This window comes from Enterococcus sp. DIV0167 (assembly GCF_050541555.1).
In the GTDB taxonomy this organism is placed as follows: domain Bacteria; phylum Bacillota; class Bacilli; order Lactobacillales; family Enterococcaceae; genus Enterococcus; species Enterococcus faecalis.
In genome coordinates this window covers 1,006,337-1,027,559 of the sequence record NZ_CP172933.1, presented here as the reverse complement: position 1 = coordinate 1,027,559, position 21,223 = coordinate 1,006,337, and the positions used below count along the sequence as shown (strand labels likewise).

The 21,223-nt window shown below is 37.1% G+C and carries 18 protein-coding genes; all 18 read right to left on the bottom strand.

Translation table 11 applies throughout. The features are described 5' to 3' along the window. Nucleotides 1-9 precede the first annotated feature (9 nt). The 18 genes from IGM09_RS05090 to IGM09_RS05005 all read right to left on the bottom strand — a co-directional run bounded on the left by IGM09_RS05090 (nucleotide 10) and on the right by IGM09_RS05005 (nucleotide 21,203). Complete coding sequence (locus tag IGM09_RS05090) at nucleotides 10-2,160, bottom strand: glycoside hydrolase family 3 N-terminal domain-containing protein (RefSeq protein WP_033624919.1); 2,151 nt, start codon at nucleotides 2,158-2,160, stop codon at nucleotides 10-12. Between the two features lie 4 nt (nucleotides 2,161-2,164). Further along, nucleotides 2,165-2,929, bottom strand: a complete 765-nt coding sequence (locus tag IGM09_RS05085; protein ID WP_002377753.1) for an endonuclease/exonuclease/phosphatase family protein — start codon at nucleotides 2,927-2,929, stop codon at nucleotides 2,165-2,167. Then, entirely contained in the window at nucleotides 2,910-3,827 is a 918-nt protein-coding gene (locus IGM09_RS05080; RefSeq protein WP_002382200.1) for an acetylxylan esterase, read from the bottom strand. Before IGM09_RS05080 ends, IGM09_RS05085 begins: the two co-directional genes overlap by 20 nt. Beyond that, nucleotides 3,820-4,413 (bottom strand): DUF624 domain-containing protein, encoded by a 594-nt coding sequence (locus IGM09_RS05075; RefSeq protein WP_010707662.1) that lies wholly within the window; start codon nucleotides 4,411-4,413, stop codon nucleotides 3,820-3,822. The genes IGM09_RS05080 and IGM09_RS05075 overlap by 8 nt, the downstream gene beginning before the upstream one ends. A gap of 56 nt (nucleotides 4,414-4,469) precedes the next feature. Next, nucleotides 4,470-6,068: an ABC transporter substrate-binding protein gene (locus IGM09_RS05070; RefSeq protein ID WP_002357899.1), complete on the bottom strand. Its 1,599-nt coding sequence runs from the start codon at nucleotides 6,066-6,068 to the stop codon at nucleotides 4,470-4,472. 17 nt (nucleotides 6,069-6,085) lie between these two features. Further along, complete coding sequence (locus IGM09_RS05065) at nucleotides 6,086-6,967, bottom strand: carbohydrate ABC transporter permease (RefSeq protein ID WP_002357901.1); 882 nt, start codon at nucleotides 6,965-6,967, stop codon at nucleotides 6,086-6,088. A 14-nt stretch (nucleotides 6,968-6,981) separates the two neighbouring features. After that, a complete protein-coding gene (locus IGM09_RS05060) occupies nucleotides 6,982-7,893 on the bottom strand; it encodes an ABC transporter permease (protein WP_002382199.1) in 912 nt (303 codons plus the stop codon). 291 nt (nucleotides 7,894-8,184) lie between these two features. Then, the gene (locus tag IGM09_RS05055) at nucleotides 8,185-9,075 is read right to left on the bottom strand and encodes a metallophosphoesterase (protein WP_002384670.1); all 891 of its coding nucleotides are present in this window, start codon (nucleotides 9,073-9,075) and stop codon (nucleotides 8,185-8,187) included. A 257-nt stretch (nucleotides 9,076-9,332) separates the two neighbouring features. Next, entirely contained in the window at nucleotides 9,333-10,007 is a 675-nt protein-coding gene (locus IGM09_RS05050; RefSeq protein WP_016630267.1) for an AP endonuclease, read from the bottom strand. Beyond that, nucleotides 9,958-11,448 (bottom strand): helix-turn-helix domain-containing protein, encoded by a 1,491-nt coding sequence (locus IGM09_RS05045; RefSeq protein WP_002379356.1) that lies wholly within the window; start codon nucleotides 11,446-11,448, stop codon nucleotides 9,958-9,960. The genes IGM09_RS05050 and IGM09_RS05045 overlap by 50 nt, the downstream gene beginning before the upstream one ends. 411 nt (nucleotides 11,449-11,859) lie before the next feature. Further along, nucleotides 11,860-13,116 carry an NADPH-dependent oxidoreductase gene (locus tag IGM09_RS05040; RefSeq protein WP_002360528.1) on the bottom strand — a complete coding sequence of 419 codons (1,257 nt, stop codon included), beginning with the start codon at nucleotides 13,114-13,116 and terminating at the stop codon, nucleotides 11,860-11,862. Between the two features lie 18 nt (nucleotides 13,117-13,134). Continuing rightward, complete coding sequence (locus IGM09_RS05035; RefSeq protein ID WP_002357907.1) at nucleotides 13,135-13,743, bottom strand: NADPH-dependent FMN reductase; 609 nt, start codon at nucleotides 13,741-13,743, stop codon at nucleotides 13,135-13,137. 26 nt (nucleotides 13,744-13,769) lie between these two features. Then, the gene (locus IGM09_RS05030) at nucleotides 13,770-14,705 is read right to left on the bottom strand and encodes an FAD:protein FMN transferase (protein ID WP_002371810.1); all 936 of its coding nucleotides are present in this window, start codon (nucleotides 14,703-14,705) and stop codon (nucleotides 13,770-13,772) included. A 219-nt stretch (nucleotides 14,706-14,924) separates the two neighbouring features. Beyond that, nucleotides 14,925-15,815: a helix-turn-helix domain-containing protein gene (locus tag IGM09_RS05025; protein WP_002385979.1), complete on the bottom strand. Its 891-nt coding sequence runs from the start codon at nucleotides 15,813-15,815 to the stop codon at nucleotides 14,925-14,927. Nucleotides 15,816-15,999: 184 nt separating this feature from the next. Then, nucleotides 16,000-17,328, bottom strand: a complete 1,329-nt coding sequence (locus IGM09_RS05020; protein WP_033624918.1) for an amidohydrolase — start codon at nucleotides 17,326-17,328, stop codon at nucleotides 16,000-16,002. Continuing rightward, on the bottom strand, nucleotides 17,312-19,096 hold the full coding sequence (locus IGM09_RS05015; protein ID WP_024041725.1) for an adenine deaminase: 1,785 nt from the start codon (nucleotides 19,094-19,096) through the stop codon (nucleotides 17,312-17,314). Before IGM09_RS05015 ends, IGM09_RS05020 begins: the two co-directional genes overlap by 17 nt. Continuing rightward, complete coding sequence (locus IGM09_RS05010; protein WP_002357914.1) at nucleotides 19,072-20,136, bottom strand: ABC transporter substrate-binding protein; 1,065 nt, start codon at nucleotides 20,134-20,136, stop codon at nucleotides 19,072-19,074. The genes IGM09_RS05015 and IGM09_RS05010 overlap by 25 nt, the downstream gene beginning before the upstream one ends. A gap of 26 nt (nucleotides 20,137-20,162) precedes the next feature. After that, on the bottom strand, nucleotides 20,163-21,203 hold the full coding sequence (locus tag IGM09_RS05005; protein WP_010713493.1) for an ABC transporter ATP-binding protein: 1,041 nt from the start codon (nucleotides 21,201-21,203) through the stop codon (nucleotides 20,163-20,165). Nucleotides 21,204-21,223: the final 20 nt, after the last annotated feature.

Genomic DNA, 21,223 nt, shown 5'->3' with positions numbered 1-21,223 from the left:
CTTCCCATCTTATTCATTTAACGTGACTGTTGCGGTTTGTACATCGCGACTATTTCCACCAATCATTACGATAAATTCACCTGCATCACTGGTTACCTGATTATCTGAATGAACATAGCGCACCATATCCTCTGAAAGAAGAAACTGAACTTCTTTTTCTTCCTTTGGTTCCAGCCAAACTTTTTGGAAATCTTTTAACTCTTTAATTGGGCGAACCACTTGTCCCACCAAATCACGTACATAAAATTGCACGGTTTCCTCTCCAGCGATTGGACTGTCATTTCTTACTAAAACAGAGACCGTGACTGGTTGTTCTTTGGTAAATGTTAATGCACTTAGTTGAATTGGTTGATAAGAGAAATGACTATAACTTAAGCCAAATCCAAAGGGATATTTAGCGTAATTAGAGACATCTAAATATTTAGAAACATATTTTTCTTCTGGTGCTGACTCATAAGGACGCCCAGTATTGTCGACATTGTAAAAAATTGGCACTTGACCAACCGTTTCTGGAAACGACATACTTAAACGACCACTTGGATTGTACTCTCCCCACAAAATTTCTGCTAGCGCATTGCCCCCTTCTGTTCCAGGTTGCCAAGCTTGCACAATTCCTTTTGCAACATCTATCCCTTGTAAATCTAAGGGCCGGCCACTGTAGACCGTGACAACAACATTGGGATTTTTCTCAATAATTTGTGCCACTACTGCTAATTGTTTTTCGGGTAGACGAATATCACTGCGACTGGCAGCTTCCCCACTCATCCAATCTGTTTCGCCTAGTGCCACTACTACTTTATCTGCTTGACTAGCTAACGTTAAAGCCTCTTCAATGGCCGCCGCGGTCGGTTCAAAGTAATCAAAGGGTTCTTGGGCAACTAGAAGATTTGTGGTTAATTTTTGGGCACCAGCCACGAGGGAAATGGCTTCTTCTTTCTTTCCTTGCCATGACCAAGCCCCTAAAATATCTTGTGATTGGGCCCCTGGGCCGACAAGCGCGATTTTTTCTTGCGGTGTAAAAGGCAAAATATTTTCATTTTTTAAAAGAACCATTGATTTTTGAGCAATCTTTTTAGCTATTTCTCGATGTTCTTTGCTTAAAATCACTTCTGCTTCCACTTGTTCATCCGCACCACGATAGGGATTTTCAAATAGGCCTAGCTCATTTTTTAGTTTTAAAATTCGCATAACTGCTTCATCAATAAGTGTTTCAGCAATCCGGCCTTCTTCAAGTAATTCTTTTAAATAATCTGGATAACACGTGGTCATCATTTCAATATCTACACCAGCTTTGATAGCCAATTCTGCTGCCTGTTTTTCATCTTTGGCAACGCCATGAGGAATTAATTCTTTAATCGCTCCCCAGTCTGAAATCACAACTCCTTCAAAGCCAAATTCATTTCGTAATACGTCTCTAAACAGCCATTGGTTGCCTGTAGCAGGAATCCCATCCACTGTATTGAAGGACGTCATGACAAGTTTTGCACCCGCATCTAATCCAGCTTTATAGCCAGGTAAATACATTTCTCTTAGCTGCCGTTCAGACATATCTACCGTATTATAATCCCGACCAGCTAAGGCACCACCATATGCCGCAAAGTGCTTCACGCACGCGGCTACTCGCCAATTGTCCTCTTTTAAATTTTCTCCTTGGTAACCTCTAACCATTGCAGCAGCTAAGCGGCTGTTGAGTAATGGATCTTCACCTGTTGACTCCATGACACGTCCCCAACGTGGATCGCGCACTAAATCAACCATTGGCGAAAAGGTTACATGTAATCCTGAAACAGCAGCTTCTTTTGCTGAAATCTCCGCCATTTTTTCAACCGCTGCTTCATCCCAAGTGCTTCCTAAAGCCAAAGGAATCGGAAAGATGGTTCTGAAACCATGAATAATATCCGCCATTAAAAGTGTTGGAATATTTAATCGATGATTTTGCATATATTCTTTTTGAACACGTTTTGCTTCATTTGCACCGGAAACACCCAATGTTGTCCCCGCCGTATCAATCGTTTCTTGACTTAGTCCTAGCTCTGACATAGGGCCGGTCTTTTCTTCTGCTTTATCTGAATAAAACGCTGCTGCTAATTGTAATAATTGATTAATTTTCTCATCAATTGTCATTTCTTCGACTAATTGAATCAGTTGATTTTCTTTCATACTCTCACCTTTCTTCAATACATACTTCTGCTTCTAAAGGAAAATGGTCGGAGGGAAAACGTCCATCGATACTATCTGTTAAACTTGCGGTTTGCTGTACTTGCCAACCTTTTACATAAATATAATCAATTTCTTCTAATTCCGCCCAAGGTTTTGTGTAAGTAAAATTTTGAAATGTTCCTCTTGGGCCATAATGAGTAGCTAAATTTTTGCTATCTTGAAATTTTTTTTGAACAAGTTGATGCACCGCTTCCCCCGACTCTGCATTAAAATCGCCCATTAATAAAGTTGGATACTGTGCAATTTTGTCATGTAACTCCTCTAAGATAACGGTCATTCCTGCTAAACGAGCATGAGCTGAAATATGATCCAAATGAACATTGATGACTAAAAAAGGCGTATTTTGAGTCGTTTCCTTAAATAGTCCCCACAAAGCAATTCTTGGACAGCCAGCTTCAGGATGGATACTTGGCTGCTGAGGTGTTTCAGATAACCAAAAATACCCTGTATCAATAGCCTGAACTTTTTGTTCGTTATAGAGAATCGCTAGTCCTTCTCCTTGACCATCCCCTTCTCTTTCCGCAGAAAGACAGGTGAATGTTGTATACGCCTTTAAATCCCTGACTTGATTCGGTCGTACTTCTTGAATACAACAAAGGCTCCAATCATGAAAATTGATTAACTGACAAACAGCCTCTTTACGAAAAGACCATTGCCAATCTTGGTCATACTCTGTATCTACCCGGACATTATACGTAGCTATTTTCATTTTTAACCTCCTGCAATAGTTGTTGAATTTGACGCATTTCACGACGGATCTGGGTTGTTTCACCGCCACCATGACCTTTTTTCCAATATACTCTGACTGCTTTTCTTGCCTTTATCTGATGATAAGAAGGGAAAAAATCTTTCATCGGACATATCGGATCGTGACTCCCAACAGAAGCAAAGACTGGATTTTTAATTTGCGAAACAAAGTGACGACTATCAAAATAAGGAAGAACTGCGGCAATTTTTTCATGCGCTTGAGGATGCTCTTGTAAGTACTGATGAATAATTTGATACGAACCCGTTCCTTCTGCTACTCTATTTTCTAAACAAGAATGACTTGGAACATCTGCAAAAGTAGCTAAAATCGGGAAGTCGACTAAACTGTTCACCATTAACACTACGCCACCCCCTTGGGAACCACCACGAAGAATGATTTGGTCCTGATTAATTTCAGTAAAGGTCCGCACCACTTCTACGCTACGTAAATGGTCGGCAAACAAGCGGCGTTGGTACCAATCTTCTTTGTCTAGAAATCCTCGTCCCATTGGTGCTTCATGCCAAATTGTTTGATATGGCACACGATCTTTGGTTAATCCCCCTTGACCTCGATTATCAATGACAAAACAAGCACAACCAATTTGTGTCCAATGAGCAAATTGCCAAGGTTCTTGAATATGATTCATATAGCCTAAACAGTCAATCACTATTGGCTGTTTCCCCGCCGTTTTAGGAAGTAACAAATAGCCAAAGATGCGCTCACCTAGGAAACTTAAAAAGTCGACCTGTTCCACTTGAACATTTTCCAATGGATAGTCAATGACCCGCCGATGGATATCTAGCGGTATTTTTTGAAGTTCTTCCTTGGTCTTTTGCCAAAACTCAAAATACTCATTCATGTTCCACACCTAACACTTTCTGAAAAAACGCAACTTGAAGAAAAGCCGTTGTCCCGAATCCTAACGCAATATATAAAAACAAATTAAGCTTATAGAAAAAAACAAACGTTAAAAGAGGTAAAATAAACAAAATAATCGCATTGGCACTATTACTTAAGACCACATAAACCGTCTCACTTAGTGTCTTTTTAACGGACCAATTAAAAACGGAAAAGAGAAAAAGAAAACTCGTCAAAAATAATGCAACAAAACTTAATAGAAAAATAGCTAAGAAACCTAAACTAGTGGCTATTTTAAATAAACTTGTTACGACAATACCGCCCAGTAAAAAAGCAACGAACAAGACACCTGTTAAAATAAAACCTCGCATGATATTATTTTTTAATGCTGTCCAAAACGTTCGTAAAACAGGAATATCTTTTTCACGATACAAACGATAAATCGTTCGATACAACGCAATTAAGCCGACACCGCTAAAGATGCCTGTTATACAGGTAATTAAAAAGAGAAAATTAATAATGATCAAGTTGGCAATAAAAGAAAAAATCCGATAATACCGACCTTCATATGCAAATAGCTTATTCATATTAAAAGAGAAAAGCGGATTTCTCGTTGCTTTATCCGCTTTTCTCTCCTCCTCTCTTACTTAAGTTTGTCTCTGTTTTCTGCCATTTTCTCAGATTTTATTTTTTCAATTGCATCCCATTTATTTGATTTTAAGAATGCTTTGTAGTCTTCTAAAGATTTGTCAAAGGCTTTATCATCTTTCGCACGAATCATTGAAATAACGGTTGTATTTAGTTTGGTTTCAATCGCTTCATTCGCCCGAGCTTCCGGCGTTCCTGCATCTGGATTAATATTTTCAATTACGAAATGTGGGACTAATTTTCCTTTGCCCCATTCTTGCATTTGCGTTAAAGCACTTTCCATTGGCACTTTTAGTTTATTAACACGGTCATTGTTAAAGTATAGGAAACGACTAATGCCATATTTTTTGTTGTAGGCATCATTGTCTGTTTGTTCTAATTTTTTCACTTCTGGTAAATAATCAATTTTTCCTTGATCATTGTACGCATAAGTAACTCCTTCAACACCATATTTTGTTAAAATTTGTCCCGGTTCATCAATTAAATATGTGAATAGTTGAGTGACTTTCGCTGGATCTTTCGCATCTTTCGTAATGTAATTACTTAACCAACCTGAAATGCCGGTTTGATTTAATGTTGGTTTTCGGCCAGAAGTGCTACTTGGTCCATCAATGGCTATATAACGTGTGCCAGATTTTTTCATAAATTCTGTGAAGTTCCCACCTTGACCACTGGTTCCAGCAACGAGCATGGTTGCATAATTTCCTTGTTTCACTTTTTCATCAAACGTCGCTCCATCATCTGTGAAGCTATCATCACTAATATTGCCTGCTCGGTAAACATCATTAAATGTTTTTAACCATTCTAAGTATTCTTTATCTAAATTTCGATCATAGTATTTACCATTTTTATCCTCTAAAGGAACACCTAAGAAGTCTTGTAATTTGTCTAAAAATGGTCCTGCACCATCGCCCACTGTGGTGAAGCCCATTGGGGTCATCTCAGGATATTTTTCTTTAATCTGTTGCATGACTTTTTCAAAATTTTCTGGTGTTGAAACGTCTGGCTTGCCTAATGCATTATAGACATCTTCACGAATAACAAAATTATCATTTACTGGGATATTTCCACTTTCATAATCCGCTTTTGTATTAGAGTAATTAGGGTAACCATATGTTTTTCCATCCTCTAAGGCATACCATTTAAACGTATCTTGGTTAACAACTTTCATTAAATAGGGGTCATATTTTTTAGCTAAATCGTTTAAAGAATAGGCCCAAGAATCTGCTTTCAATGCTGCTTGTCCAGTTTTTTCAGTTAATGTCACGATATCAGGCATATCTCCACTTGAAATCATGGCATTTAATTTTGAATCATCGCCGGAAATAAATTCAATATCCACATTTAAATCTTTTTTAATCTGCGCAGTGGTCACATCTTTTCCAAAAGGCAATGCCGTCCAATCTGAGTTAATATACCATTTAATCTTGGTCGGTTCTTTCTTCTTATCTAACTTCCAAGCAGGCGTCTTTTCATCTAATTCATACCGATCCTTAATTGAGACATCTGAGCTAGCTTTCTTTTCCCCACCGCTACATGCCGCTAAACTAACGACCGCCGTTGCCACCAATAAACCGCCTAAAACTTTTTTCATATTGTTCCCTACTTTCTTTATTCTTTTACTGCACCGGCCATCATACCGCCGATAAAGTGTTTTTGTAGTAATGGATAAATGATTAAAATTGGTATCGTTGTAATGACAATTGTTGCTAGCTGAACACCACGTGTCGTTGCCTGCACCACCATATCTGTACTGCCGCTCTCTGTCATGGTACTCAAGTTTGATTGAACAATAATTTCATAAATTTTCATCTGCAATGGATACAGATATTCTTTGGTAATATATAATTTCGTGGTCATAAAGTCATTCCATTGACCAACCCCATTAAATAAAATAATGGTGGCTAATGCCGGTTTTGTTAAAGGTAAAAAGATTTTATAAAAAATTTGAAACTCACTGGCGCCGTCTATTTTGGCGGATTCTTCTAAAGATGGTGGAATTTCTCGGAAAAAGTTCATTAAGATAACTACATCATAATAGCTAAATAAAGCTGGAATGATATATACCCAGAAGGTATCTAAGAGTCCTAATGACTTAATCAAAAGATACGTGGGAATCATGCCCCCACCAAAGTACATTGTAATGACACCCATCGTTGTATAAATATTACGCCCGACTAGTCTAGATTTACTAAGTCCATAAGCAACAATTGCACAGAACAGCGTATGCGTCGACGCACCGATGACTGTTTTTAAAACAGAAATCAAAAACGCTCGCGGAATGCTACTATCCGAAAAAACTTTCCGATAATTTTCTAGCGTAAATCCTTTCGGCCATAAAACCAAGCCTTTACCGGCTAAACCCGAACTTGACGAAACTGAGGAAACTAAAATATTCCAAATTGGCACGATAATTAATAAAGAAAACAACACAAGAATTAACGTATTGAAAAAGTAAAACCATTTGTTTTCTTTTGATTTTCTTTTAATCACAGCTGTTGCCTCCTTTATAAAATAACCGACCGACCATTGTTCATTTTTCTAGTAATGCGATCTGTAATGACTAATAAAACAATTGAAATAACAGAAATCCCTAAACCAACTGCCGTCGCATAAGAAAAGTCCCCTTGCGTTAGCCCCATACGATAAACAAATGAATTAATTACTTCTGATTTGTTTTGGTTTTGAGCATTCATTAAAACCAACGTTTGATCTAAGTTCGATCCCAATAAACCGCTAACATTTAGAATTAAGTTCAACGAAATAATCGGTGCTAATAAGGGCAAAGTAATCGTTCGGATTTGTGTTAATTTTGAAGCACCATCAATTCTCGCCGCTTCATAAAACGTTGGATCAATACGAGACATGCCAGCAAGATAGAGAATCGTGCCCCAACCTACTTCTTTCCACAAATCAGAAAGAACAGCAATCCACCAATACTTATCAGGATCTAACAAATGATTGACGCCCTGATTCATTAAGCCTAACGACATCATGACTTGGTTGATAAAGCCATTTGTTGAAAGCCACGAAATCAACATCCCGCCTAAAACGATCCAAGAAAAAAAGTGCGGAATATAAGAAATTGTCTGAATCACTTTTTTTAAATGGCCATCTCTCATTTCAAAAATCATTACCGCTAAGATAATCGGAATAGCGAATCCTAAAAAAAGTTTCATTAAACTAATCGCTAAGGTATTACGAACTGCTTCCCAAAAAAAACTATCTTCCATAATGATTCGAAAATTTTCAAGTCCAACCCATGGTGCAGAAGAAACCGTATCAACAATCGTATAATTTTTAAAAGCAATGATAATTCCATAAATTGGAATGTAGTTAAAGACAATCATGAATGCTACACCCGGAAGTACCATCCAATGCAATTGCCGCTGATCATAAAACTTTTTTAGTTTTTTCATAAGCAGGGTTCCTTTCTTTTTAGTGAAACGTTTCTACAAACAGATTATACATTCACTTCAAACGGTTGTAAACCCTTACATTATGGTTTTATTTAAAAATAACAGCATTAAAAAGCGCTATAGACCATTTATAAAGAAATTATTTCCCCTGCTTCTTTTTCCATAAAAATACTCTTTTCTAGATATTTTAAAGCATTTTATAGAAACGTTTCACCAAAATATGAACATCTTTTTCTTAAAAATAATTCTGTTAAATAACAGAAAAAAGTCTGGTCGGATTGACCAGACTTTTTAAATATAGATAGTAAAATGTGTAATTTCAGGGATCACCCCAAAACGGGCATGAATGGCGGTCGTTCCTAGGCCTGTATTAACATATAGTTGCGTTTCTTGGTCCAACTGATACAATCCTCTGGTATACTTTTCTGCTAAAACATTTGTGATTGGATAAAAAGGAATCCAAATTTGTCCGCCATGGCTATGTCCTGCTAAAACTAACTGTGTACCCGTACCAACAAATGCATCCGCGACATCTGGTTCATGGGTCATTAATAACGCATAGTCATACGTTTCTCGATAGGATAATGTTTCTGAAACGGAAGGATTTCCTAATAACGAGTCATCTAAACCACCAATAAAAAGACGGCGTCCATCTGCTAAGGTTACTGTTTCTCCTTGGTTTTTCATAACGGTAAAGCCACTGGCCTCCATGACTTCATCATACACCGCAGAAGCACCGCCACCATAATCATGATTTCCCCAAACTGCATATTTTCCAATTGTCGCTTGCAACTGTTTTAATTTTTCAATCATCGGTTCTTTTTGTTGCGGATTTTTGGCATAATTGTCAAATAAATCACCTGTAAAAACGATAATATCTGGTTTTTCACGATTGACTTTTTTTATGACTTTATCTAACCGCTTCGTCTCATAAAATTCTGAAACTTGTATATCCGAAAGTTGCACAACATTCAATGGTTCTCGTTGATTTTTCTTTCCCAAAGTCACCTGATTAACGTGAACTAAATTCGGCTCAATCTTCCACGCATAGATTGGGAGTGCGATAATTAAGAAAAAAAATAAGAGCATTATACTTAAACCAATTTTTTTAACCACATCACTCGCTCCTTTCTTTTCTTTGATTTCCGAAGACTTAGTATAGAGAAAAATCTTCTTAACCACAATCTAAAACAAAGGAAATTAAGGCTTTGTTAAACAACCTAAAGAATTTCCACAATCTCTTATCCTTTTCTTAGCTTTTTTATAAAAAAAGCTAGATAATTTCATCTGTCGATGAAATTATCTAGCTAGAACATTCTTCTCTTAATGATGATGTTTTCGAAACGTTTGATAACCAATTAAGCAAAATAAAATCCCCAATAAAATCATTCCAGTTACTGAAAATAAGCCTGCTAACATCTTTCGCATCCTCTCTGTTGCTAAACTTCCTTATTTGTAGTCACTATTTCTTGTTGTAAAATTGGTTGAAATAGACGACGTTCTGCTAATTTTCTTGCTAAAATTGCTTCACTTTTTTTCGTAAAGATACCTAAGTTATGGCGCTTGCCTTTCAAAGAGATATAAGCCAGCCATTTCCCAGAAGCGGTCTGGCTCACTCCTTTGTGTCCGCTGCTATTATTTTTGGGGCGTTTACTTTGCAACTTCCCTGGAATTACACCAGCAACTCTTTGTCGGTAATCCTTCTTTTTACGATGACCGCAACTTTTGGTATGGCCATTCAACAAATTTTCACAGCGAACCCAGCAAGATTGTCCGCACGAACACAGACAATACGCTTTCATTGTCTGTTGAATACTTTCGATCCGTACCACGACTAATTCATGATAGTTTTTTTTCAACATTGTTTGATAGCGATGGTGCGCACATTTGGTTCGATACCCACGAATTAGTTGTCTTCTTGAAGCTTCTGTATAGCTCCCACAAGAACAGCGACAGGCCCAAACAATTAGCCCTTCTTTTCTTTTTGCCGTTGGTGCTACTACTGTCAACTCACCAAACTTTTGGCCAGTTAAATCTTTATAGTTACCTGCTTGTCTCAATTGACTATCCTTCGTATTCTTGTTCTCGCCACATCTCGATTGGGTCTCTCTCATAGTGCTCATTTTTCTGAGTCTCTCCCTTTCTTAGTTCTCTGACCACCTCAGCAAATACTTGCCAATCTTTTGTTTCCGGCAAATGACGCCATGTCAATTGACGACACCGTACTTTCGAACTATAAAAATCGGACAAATACAAATCGGTTTCTAAGGTTAATTTGTGATCAATCATGACATCCATATAATTGAAAGAAGCAATAATTTTTGCAATAAAGCGGTTATAATCCTCCCCACCAGAAAAATCAACAAATACATGAATCGTTTTTTCAATTGCGCAAAAAGACCGATCATTTAACAAACAAAACATAAAATCATAATATAGATGCACACGTTCATACATTAAAAATCGTTTTTGATACAGCGACTCTGTCTTTTGTATAAAACCATCTAAGGCGCGATGAATTTGAGGAAACCGCTCTTCAAAGAAACTGCTCTGCTTGGCGGGAATAAATGCAGCCACTGAAAAGTATAGGCGGTCCCAGCGATAACAAATCAACTTTAATTTTTCTTTTGTTTCCACCGTAATTCGCTTTTCAAAGAAAGGAATAACACTATTCATATGATCAATAAATTCGTCTAACATGGTTAACTTATCTGGAAAAACAATCGGACTATCAATGTATTCATTTAAACTTAAAAAAAGAAAAATATATGAAGTCTCTTTGCCAAAATCCTCTTTAAAAAGAGGTGTTTCGCTTGTATAGATTTTTTCAAACGCGTGCTGTAAACAGCTAGGCACATGAACTTCCGTAAAAGAGTCCACTACATGATCAGAAAATACACGAAAACGTTGGATCGTTAAAAGAATAAATAGTTGTGCGCTTTGATTAAGACTAAACGTTCTTTGATACATCAGTTGTAAATCGTTTATAAATCGTTTAATGCCAGGACTATTTTCCAGCAAAATGTTAGGCAGCCTTTCTTGATTACTTCCATAAAAATAATACAAGCATTGAAAACAAAAACTTCGGATATTTTTCTCTTCTCCAACCAAGCCTGTTGACTTTAATTTAATATGCCAATTAGCTAAAATCAGATTTAGTTTATACGAGAAGGCATAAATTTTGCTTTTGCTCATAAAATGAATTTGAGAAAATTCTTGAATCGTGTGCTTTTGATAGAGGCCCACATCAAGAAGCAACTTGGCCATTAGTGATTGATCAAAATAATATTTTCTTAAGGCTTGATAATCAATTTGCGATAATTTTTGCGCACTAATCAGTCCTTTAGCTGGAAAAAGAATTTGACTCCTTGAAGAAATCTGTGTACATTCATAATTTATTTGACGGCACAACGATTCTAACTTTTGAGTGGATAAATCAAAATATCCATAAAATTCTTCTTTTAATAATGGACCTTCACTATTCATAAAAGTTTGATAAATAAGTAATTTATCTCGGAATTCTTGGTCTAATAATTCATCTAACAAAGTAGTCACATTTTCAACTCCAAACTATCACGCCTTAAGTATCTATTTTTTTAACAAGACGTGAGTGTCAATCTTGCTTATTTTTTCCACAAATTTAAAAATGATTCTTTCGATATTTAGGAATCTTCATAGAAAAGTATTATTTTAACCAAAAAAAGCCCCCTTGCGTCACCAAGGAGGCTTTTTTTGTTATTTTTTTACTTTAAATTTAAAGAAAAGCTGATTTGTTTGACTAATTTTCTGTTTCTTTTCTAGCCTATTCGTCAAAAATGATTGAAACTTTTGGTTCGCCTTCTATACTATCTTCCTATAAAGTTCTTACTCTTTTAAGTATCAGCTTCTGTCAATAAAAGTCCTCATTTGGCATTGCTAATCTGAATACAGTATGACTACTTGTTGCCGCTATTTTTTGCTGTTATTTTACTCTTTAATTGAAGCGCTAGAAACGCTGTCAACTGTTGGCTTTTCGGTCGCTGACTCTTCTTCATGGACTGATGCACTTGAGACACTATCTGCCGTTTCTGGTGCTTCTTTTTTGGAGGCACCACTGACTGCATCGACGTTTTTTCCACCGACTAATTCTTGCCCTGTTTGTTTTAAATACCAATCAACAATTGGTTTAAAGTCTAAAATATACTCATTAATTCCCGCGTAATTTCCATTATCATCATACATCGCTTGATAATTATGCACTACATAGGTATCTGGTCCGTGCATTGGAACATGAACGCGAATAGCATCTGTTTTTCCTGACCGTAATTGTTGAATCACCCATTCTACATTTTTCAATGCTTTTGGCGGATGGCAATTCGCTAATGGATTACCAACCTGTCCTGGTTGCCGTTTAGCAAACATTTCTTCAGCAGCCATTTTTTTATTGTAATATAAAAATTGATTATTACTGTCTGCGTAAGTCAATTCCATTGGCATTGATTTTAAGAAATAATTTAGCTGATCTACGGTTAAAATGCCTCGATCTAATTTTACGTATGTGTCGCCTTCCACAGCCTGAACCGCTTCTGCTGCTTGTTCTACCCAATCATCTGCTGCCATATCAACCCCTTCGATCGTTGTTTCAATGGTTCCTTTTGCATGTAAATCTTCTGGTAAGTCTTTTGGCTTAGCCCCTTCTAATTTTGAAATCACATCAATGAATTCCACGAATTTTTGTAATGTGCTTTCTAAAAATTGACGTGTTCCCTCCGCAATTAAGTTGCCGTTTTCATCAAATGCTTCTTTCGCTTTTCCTAATAAAAACTCGTTTCCAGGCATCACGATTGCATTGACACCAGGTGCATCAAGAATTTGACGGAGATGTAATTGCGCACGCGAGGTTCCTTGATCATAATAAGAGCAACCAACAATCATTACTGGTTTATTTTCCAGCGGATGAATTTTGAAAGATAACCATTCTAACACACTTTTCAAACCGGCAGGAATGGTATGGTTATGTTCGGGCGTCGCAATAATTACGCCGTCTGCTTGTAAAATTTTGCGATTCATATTCTGAATCAAAACACTGTTCGTTTGATCCTTACTTTGATTAAACATTGGAATATCTTTAATTTCTAAAATTTCCAAGTCGAACATTTTATAAAACTCTTTGCCAATATATTGCAGTAGTAACCGATTATAAGAAGAATCAGCGTTTGATCCGACGATCCCAATTAATTTCATTTTATTCACTCCATTTCGTTAAATCGTTTCCCATGAGAAATTTTCTGCTTCTTTTTTATTTTGCGCATGCGCATGTTTCAGCTGTTCTGTAATTTCAATAAATACACAAAAATCTGCAAACAAACCAGCTAGTTTATCTATTTGTTCTGAATCTTTTAACGCATTGTTTTCATCAAAAGCTTGTAAGGAATGCGCTAATAGAAATTCAGAGCTTGGCATAATTCGTGCTTTCAATTCAGGAGCATCTAAAATTTGACGCAGATGCGCTTGTGCTCTAGAGGAACCTAACGTGCCATAGGATGCACCAGTAATCATAACTGGTTTATCAACAAACGGAAAAATCCCGTAAGATAACCAACTTAGGGCATTCATCAAAGAAGCCGGCACCGCATGGTCATATTCAGGCGTACTGATAATGACGCCATCTGCTGCTTCAATTTTTTCAGCAACCGTTTTAACTATTTCTGGCAAAACTTTGTCTTCTGGCTTGTTAAACATAGGAAAGTCAACAATTTCAACTAGTTCAATGTCAGCCTCCTGCGCAAAATAGTGTTGCATAAATTGCAAAAGTTGACGATTGGTTGATTGCTCTGAGTTCGTTCCTACTAAGCCGATAATTTTTTTCATAATGAGCTGTCCTTTCTTTTTCGGTTCTATGAATGGATAATGTGAAGAGTATCTGCTAACCCACTGCTATATAAAATTTGCTGGTCTTGTGTAATGATGACTCCTTCAATCCCATCTAGTTGATTGAGGATTTCAAGCGCTTCTGGAATTGGATAACCAAATAAACGCGTTGTCCAAATCTCACCATCCACTGAAGCATCCGAGATAATTGTGATGCTGGCCATTTCAGTTTCCAATGGGTAACCGGTTGTCGGATCCAACAGATGGTGATAGACTCGCCCAGCTTCGGTTAAACTTCTTTCATAAATGCCCGACGTCACAACCGATTGATTAGCCACTTCGACAAGTAAGCTGATTGTTTCTCTGGATTCTTGCGGATTGCGAATACCAATTCGCCATTTTTTGTTTTGATGCGTAGAGGGCCCCAACGTCACAATATTGCCGCCCAGATTAATCAAAGCAGACGTAACATGGACTTCTTTCAAATAGGCAATTAGTAAATCAGCGATATAGCCTTTTGCTAAAGCCCCCAGATCTAATTTCATTCCTTCTTCTTCCAAAAAAACCGTTTGTTTTAAGGGATTTAAGTGAATCTTTTCTGGATTAATTTTTTTCAAACAGGCTTTAATTTCCTCTTCTGACGGGACACGGGCATCTTTAAAACCGATTCGCCATGTTTGAACTAACGGGCCAATGGTAACATTCAAATGACTAGCTGGATCACAACTATGTTTTTTCCCTAATGCAATTAATTGATACAACTCTGGATGAACGCTGACTGGTTTTTGCCCAGCTTGTTGATTGACAGCCATCAGTTCCGAAGTTGAATCATTTGCACTAAAACGTTGTTCATAAGTGATCAATCGTTGATGCACTTCTTCTAGAATTTTTTCAGGTTCTTCATGGTCTACAAATACATCTATTACTGTGCCCATCAAATAAATAGTTTGACTTTGTTGCACCTCAAGACTTCCTCCCCACGAAAGATTGTGTTTTATTTCACATTTATTCACAAATGAATCATACGCCTTTATTTGATGCCAGTCAAGTCGTTTATATATTTTTTTATATAAAATAACGACCTTAAAATTTTCATTTAAGGTCGTAACGTGTCTTTAACTCTTTTAAAAAACGCTTTTTTTATTATATTTTTAAAATAAATATATAATTTTCTATATAAACTAATTCTCCTTAGATAAAATTGTTTCTTTCAATGTTTGAATTGCTTCCAACAAGATGCGATTTTTATTGATTTTTGCATATGCGCGGGCATCTTGTAGTAGTTCTAAAATTTGCTCTTGCGGCTTTTCTTCAGCTAAGGCATTTTTCGCAAGTTGGAAAGCTGCTCTTGCCAAGTAATACGTGACGTGATTATCAGAACAGATGGAAATCGCATACTCTAACAAAGCATCACTTGTTTCTAAATCGCCTTTTTCTGCATAAAAAACACCACAGTGAAAGACAACATTTAATACTCGCCAAGTATCTTCCATTGATTGAATAGTATAAAGATATATTTCCTTGAAGACCTTATTGAAATAAAATTCTGCTTTCTCAATTTCGCCTTCTTTGGCATAGGCCATGCCAATTCCAGTAAAAGCTAACAAACGGTAAATATCGCTCGTGTATTTTTGCTCTTCAAACAGAAGTTTTTCAAAGGTAAATAAGCAATCCATCAACGAAGCATTTTGAAAAATCATGACAAAGCCTTGTAAATAATAATATTCTAATAACAGTTGGGAATCTTTGATTTCATCAAAAGGAATATTTTTTAAAATTGTTTGCAATTGGTCATGTTCGCTGGTAATCAAGAAGAATTCTGCTTCTTCCATTTTTTCAAGAATTTCAGGTTGTTTAATCCCTACGCGCGGGAAGAGTTCCCCCAAAGGTAGCTCTAAACGATTACATAGTTGGATCAATATTTTTAAAGTTGGGACTTGACCATTCTTTTCAAAGCGACTAACCGTAACTTGCGTACAAATCCCTTTAGCCAATTCACTTTGCGACAAACCACGTGCTTTGCGTTTTTCTATAAACCGTTGTATATTCATTGCTTTTCCTCTCATTCTCATCTTCTCAAACTTACTATAATACAACTTACCTTAAAAATATATATAGAAAAAGAAAAATGTTTATAACAAAAAAGAACACAGACAACTCTTTCATTAAAAGTTTGTCTGCGCTCTATTAGAACCTAAATCACTAAACGTCAATTCAGCGTTATTTAATCAATCCGATACGTCCTACTTGCTCTGTTTAGAGAGCAGCTCTTTTTTTAGCTTCTTTCACAAACGTATTCATGGCCTGATATAATTTTTCCTTGATTTCTTTGAGATTAGCTTGTTGTAATTCTTTATTGGCAACTAACTGTTGACCGTTCACCCAAACAGCTTCAACATTGCTAGCATTTGCTGAATAAACCAACGCTGAATAGGCATCAAAAATCGGAAACATATTAACTGATTGCGTTTCAATTAATGCTATATCCGCTTTTTTGCCCACTTCCAATGAGCCGACTTGCTCCGCCAAGCCTAACGTTTTAGCGCCCCCCATCGTTGCCAGATAAACAATTTCTTTCGCAGGAAACAAGGAGCGATCTTGGTGTGCTGTCTTATGAAAATTCGCAACCATGCGCATTTGGGTGAATAAATCTAATGTATTCCCACTACTAGGTCCATCCGTGCCTAAACCGACAATAATCCCTTGATCAAGCATTTGCTTAATCGGCGCTACGCCTTTGGCTGATTTAGTATTCGCACCGATACAATGAGCGACACGCGCTTTTCCATTAGTAGCAGCTAAACTCGCAAGATCTTCATCTGTTGCCAAAATACAATGAGCTAAAATAAACGGCTCGCTCAAATAACCCAGTTCTTCTAAGAAAGCAATTGGTGTTTTTTGATAGGCTTTTTCAAACTCAGCCATTTCATAAGTCATTTCAGCAACGTGCATGGTCACAGGAACTTGGTATCGCCGACTAAGTTCAATAATTTTTGCCAACACTTCTGGTGAGTTGGTATTCGGTGCATGTGGCGCAAGTATAGGCGTAATCAACGGATGGCCTTGCCACTTGCGAATAAAGGTTTCCGCGTAAAAAAGACCGCCTGAAGGCTCCGGACTATCACAAGTGGGCATATCAATGATCGTCTCTCCGAGCAAAGCACGAACACTCATTTTTTCACAACTTTTAGCAATTTCATCTTCAAAATAATACATATCACAGAAGCTCGTAATACCACTCAGTAACATTTCAGCAATTGCATAATCACTACTGCATCCTACTAATTCTTTTGTCATGAATTGTTCTAATGGAAAAAGAAAACGCCGGAGTCGATCTGGCACATCGTCTCCTAACGAACGAAACGGAATCATGCCTACATGGGTATGGGTGTTAATCATCCCAGGCATTAAAATTCCATTTTGACCATCGATTACTTGATTTGCAGCCATTCGCTTTTCATCAAGTGTGGTCATTGGTGCTAATTCCACAATTGTGTCTTCTTCAATCACTAAATAGCCGGCTTTGATTTCTGAAAATTGCTCATCCATTGTTAGTATATGCACATTTTTAATGAGTGTTTTCATGCAAAAGAACTCCATCCTCTGGAAAAACTAATGGATAGAAACGTTGTGACTTCGTATCCATCATCCCAAAATCAGTCACTTTAATGGCTGGCGAGACAGGCAATGATAGTGTGGAAAAGGACATGATTTCATTCATATTTTGATAGCCTAACGCTTGCATAGCTTGTCGAACTTTTTGTAAAGAAGCGCCTAATTGTTCAATCGGTGCTTGCGATAAAATCCCACCAATTGGTAAAGGACAAGTTGCCATCACTTGCTGATCCGAAGCAACCAAATAGCCGCCTTGCATCGCTAATAATTCATTCTGCGCTAACAGAATATCCTCAATCGTATTACCCATCACCATTAAATTATGATGATCATGGGCCCAGGTTGTCGCAATGGCTCCTTTCTCGGAAAGAGGTTGATCCATTAAAGAAAAAGAAATATTACCATTTTTTCCGTAACGTTCCATCACAATTAATAAGGCACAGTTGGCTTTTTGCCATTGCAACAACCCATTTTCAACAGGAATTTCTTTTGTAATTCGCTCTGTAAATGTGCCAATCTCTTGTTTTTGAATCACATTACAACGAACTGTTTCTTTTGTTGTAGCCACCTTTAAAAGTAAATCTTCTTCTGTTAACTTTTTACATTGGATGGTTTGTTGGTAAGCGGCTGGAAACTCTTCGATTTTTTCTGGATAATGGAAGGGCTCGCCTTTTTCAAAAACGACCTTTCCAGATTTATAAACCGTAGTAATATCAAAACTTTCTAAGTCATTTAATAACAAAAAGTCAGCTTTTTTACCAGGTGCAATTTCGCCGCGATCATGGAGACCCATTCGTTTGGCCGGCGTATAAGTTGCCATATAAATGGCTTTTTCGATAGGCAATCCTGCATGAACGGCTTTTTTGACATTTTCATTTAGATGACCTTTTAGCAAATCATCGGCCATCACGTCATCCGTGATAATACTTGCATAATTGTAGAAGTCATTGTCTACTATCACCTGAATGTTTTCAGGAGTGATTGATTTATTTTGAAATTGAATAAAGACGCCCGCTTCAATTTTTTCTTTTAACGTTTTAGGAAATTGATGGGTATGATCTGAAGTGATACCACTATATAGAAAATCTGCTAACTCTTGATCTTCGATTTTAGGACAGTGGCCTTCTAAAGGCATGGTTGGTCGTTGTTTTTGACACAAATCGATAATTTGACGAATTAAAGAATCTGGCTCATAGGAAATCCCTTTAAAATTCATGGCTTCCCCTAAACAAATCACTTTTGGCTCTTTGAGTAATTCTGCTACTTCTGCTAAGCCGATAATCCCACCAGTTGTTTCTAATTCGGGAGTGGTCGAAGGAACCGAAGAAGGAATTGCGTGAAAGATATCTAGTTCTGTTTCAGCGGCCATAAAAGCTTTTAAGCCTTCTAAGCCAAATACGTTAGCCATTTCATGGGCATCGGCAATCACCGTTGTCACACCGTAACGCACTACTGCTTTGGAAAAAATAGTAGGTGTCGTCATGGAACTTTCAATATGCATGTGTGCATCAATTAAGCCGGGAATCATCCATTGATTCTCGGCATTAATTGTTTTTTGGGGCTGCAAATTGACGTTCTCTTCTTCATAAATGTAATAAAATTTATCATTTTTAATCGCAACATTTCGTTGAACGAATGTTTGAGTGACTGTTTGATACAGCCACACATTTTTTAGTAATACATCGACGTTCATTTTGTCCCTCTTTTCTAAAACTATTGATTCATCGTCCGATTCCATTGATCAATCCAATCCGCTAGTTGACTATTAATAAAATTAAAATCGACTGTTTTGGCACGTTCGGCAATGGCACCATATGTTTTATTTTTCGCTTCTTTTTCGCTTAACGTTACTTGTTGATTTGTAGGTCCTTCATTTAATGAAATCGCTTTGGCCTTTTGTGATTCTTCACTAATCCGTGCGTTAACAAATTTAAAGGCGGTTTCTTTGTTTTGTGCTTTTTTAGGAATATTGACTGTATTATAGTTGGCATACGTGCCGCTTTCTGGGACGACATACGTCACGTTTTCTGCTGCGCCTTGAATAATATCAACCGCAAAATCAGCAACCACAGCTGCTTCAATTTCACCAGATTGGAACATATTAGCTAAGTCTGACGATTTTGAATACGTTTTAACAACGTTTGGTTTTAATTCTTTCATCGCTTCAAAAGCGGCCTTCCCGTTATCTTTTGTAATATCTTGACCAGCATGTTCACTGGCAACGTATAACATTAAAGGACCTGCCGTCGTGGCAACGTCTGGAACAGAAATTTTACCTTTCAAATCAGCTGACCATAAGTCATCCCAGTTTTTAATTTCTTTGCCTAATTTTTCTTTGTTGTAAACAATCCCGATACTGTTTACAGCGATTGGTACGCCAGCACCACTTTCAAAAACCTCTTTTGCTCCCGGCGTTAACTGACTTAAATTAGGTACTTCTTTTTCTGTAATTTTTTCAAATAACCCTTCTTTTCCACCTTGTGCTGCATTTGCTTGTGCTAATTCAATGACATCAATTCCCGCATTGGGATTATTTTTTAATTTCGTAAAGCGGTCTGCGCTATTGCCTACTTCTAAGGTAACTTTCGCTTCATTCTCTTTTTCAAATGGAGCGATAATGTCTTTTTTGACAATATCTTCACTTAATCCGAAAGTTGAAACGACTAAAGCATTACTTCCACCTTTGCTCTCGCTTTTCGTAGTTGCTTCGCTGTTTCCACAAGCAGTCATTAATAACGTTGCAGCGACTAATGTCCCTAAAATTACGCGTTTTTTCATTTTTAAATCTTCCTCCAAAATGGTTTTTATTTTTCTAAAATAACTAATTTCTCAGCTGGAAAAGCCAAGTGAATGGTTTCGTTTGTTTCATATAACTGTTCACTTGTTCCATTAACCAGCAATGTACCTAACGCTGTTTCCACTTCATATTGATAGCTTTTCCCTAAAAATGTTCGGACAGCGACAGTACCTGCGACAGTATTAGTAGCAGCTTCTGAAACAATCTCAATGTCCTCTGGACGAATCGTTGCCACTGTCGCTGTAACATTTGGTTCAGGATTAGTCGTTTTCACTATTTGATTTGTTTGTGTCCGATAATGACCAGCTTCCATTTTTTCGACAGAGAAAAAGTTTTCAAAACCGATAAATTCAGCGACAAATTTAGTACGAGGCAAACGATAAATCGTTTCTGGTGAATCATATTGTTCAATCACGCCATTATTCATAATGGCCACTTTATCTGAAATAGAAAAACATTCTTCTTGGTCATGTGTGACAAAAACTGTCGTAATGCCTAATTGTTGTTGAATCCGTTTGATTTCAATCCGCATTGCCACTCGTAATTTTGCATCTAAATTACTCAACGGTTCATCTAGTAGTAATAGTTTAGGTTCAATAATCAGAGCCCGTGCTAGCGCAACCCGCTGTCTTTGACCACCAGATAATTGTTTTGGATAACGGTCGCCCAAGCTTTCTAAACCACATACTTTTAGCATTTCCGTGACTTTTTGGTCCATGGTTTGTTTGCTTTCTTTGCGTAATTTCAGCCCAAAAGCGACATTTTCTGCAATCGTTAAATGGGGAAATAACGCATAGCTTTGAAAAACCATCCCGAAGTTTCTCTTATGGACAGGAACCTTTGTTAGTTCTTCTTGGTCAACGAAAAACTGTCCGTCGTTTGGCTTAATTAATCCAGCAATCACTCTTAGCGTAGTCGTTTTACCACAACCACTCGGTCCTAATAAAGAAACTAACTCTCCTTTTTCCATTGAAATATTTAAATCTTTTAAAATATCTTGTTTTCCGTCATAGCTGACGCGAATATCTTTTAAATCCACAAAAGTCAAAATTTTCTCCTCTTTCTATC

Bases quoted from the DNA above. Each gene is read 5' to 3' on its own strand.
- IGM09_RS05090 (WP_033624919.1), bottom strand. From the start codon at position 2,160: ATGAAAGAAAATCAACTGATTCAATTAGTCGAAGAAATGACAATTGAT.
- IGM09_RS05085 (WP_002377753.1), bottom strand. From the start codon at position 2,929: ATGAAAATAGCTACGTATAATGTCCGGGTAGATACAGAGTATGACCAA.
- IGM09_RS05080 (WP_002382200.1), bottom strand. From the start codon at position 3,827: ATGAATGAGTATTTTGAGTTTTGGCAAAAGACCAAGGAAGAACTTCAA.
- IGM09_RS05075 (WP_010707662.1), bottom strand. From the start codon at position 4,413: ATGAATAAGCTATTTGCATATGAAGGTCGGTATTATCGGATTTTTTCT.
- IGM09_RS05070 (WP_002357899.1), bottom strand. From the start codon at position 6,068: ATGAAAAAAGTTTTAGGCGGTTTATTGGTGGCAACGGCGGTCGTTAGT.
- IGM09_RS05060 (WP_002382199.1), bottom strand. From the start codon at position 7,893: ATGAAAAAACTAAAAAAGTTTTATGATCAGCGGCAATTGCATTGGATG.
- IGM09_RS05050 (WP_016630267.1), bottom strand. From the start codon at position 10,007: ATGAGAGAGACCCAATCGAGATGTGGCGAGAACAAGAATACGAAGGAT.
- IGM09_RS05040 (WP_002360528.1), bottom strand. From the start codon at position 13,116: ATGAAATTAATTGGGATCGTCGGATCAAACGCTGATTCTTCTTATAAT.
- IGM09_RS05035 (WP_002357907.1), bottom strand. From the start codon at position 13,743: ATGAAAAAAATTATCGGCTTAGTAGGAACGAACTCAGAGCAATCAACC.
- IGM09_RS05025 (WP_002385979.1), bottom strand. From the start codon at position 15,815: ATGAGAATGAGAGGAAAAGCAATGAATATACAACGGTTTATAGAAAAA.
- IGM09_RS05020 (WP_033624918.1), bottom strand. From the start codon at position 17,328: ATGAAAACACTCATTAAAAATGTGCATATACTAACAATGGATGAGCAA.
- IGM09_RS05015 (WP_024041725.1), bottom strand. From the start codon at position 19,096: ATGGAATCGGACGATGAATCAATAGTTTTAGAAAAGAGGGACAAAATG.
- IGM09_RS05010 (WP_002357914.1), bottom strand. From the start codon at position 20,136: ATGAAAAAACGCGTAATTTTAGGGACATTAGTCGCTGCAACGTTATTA.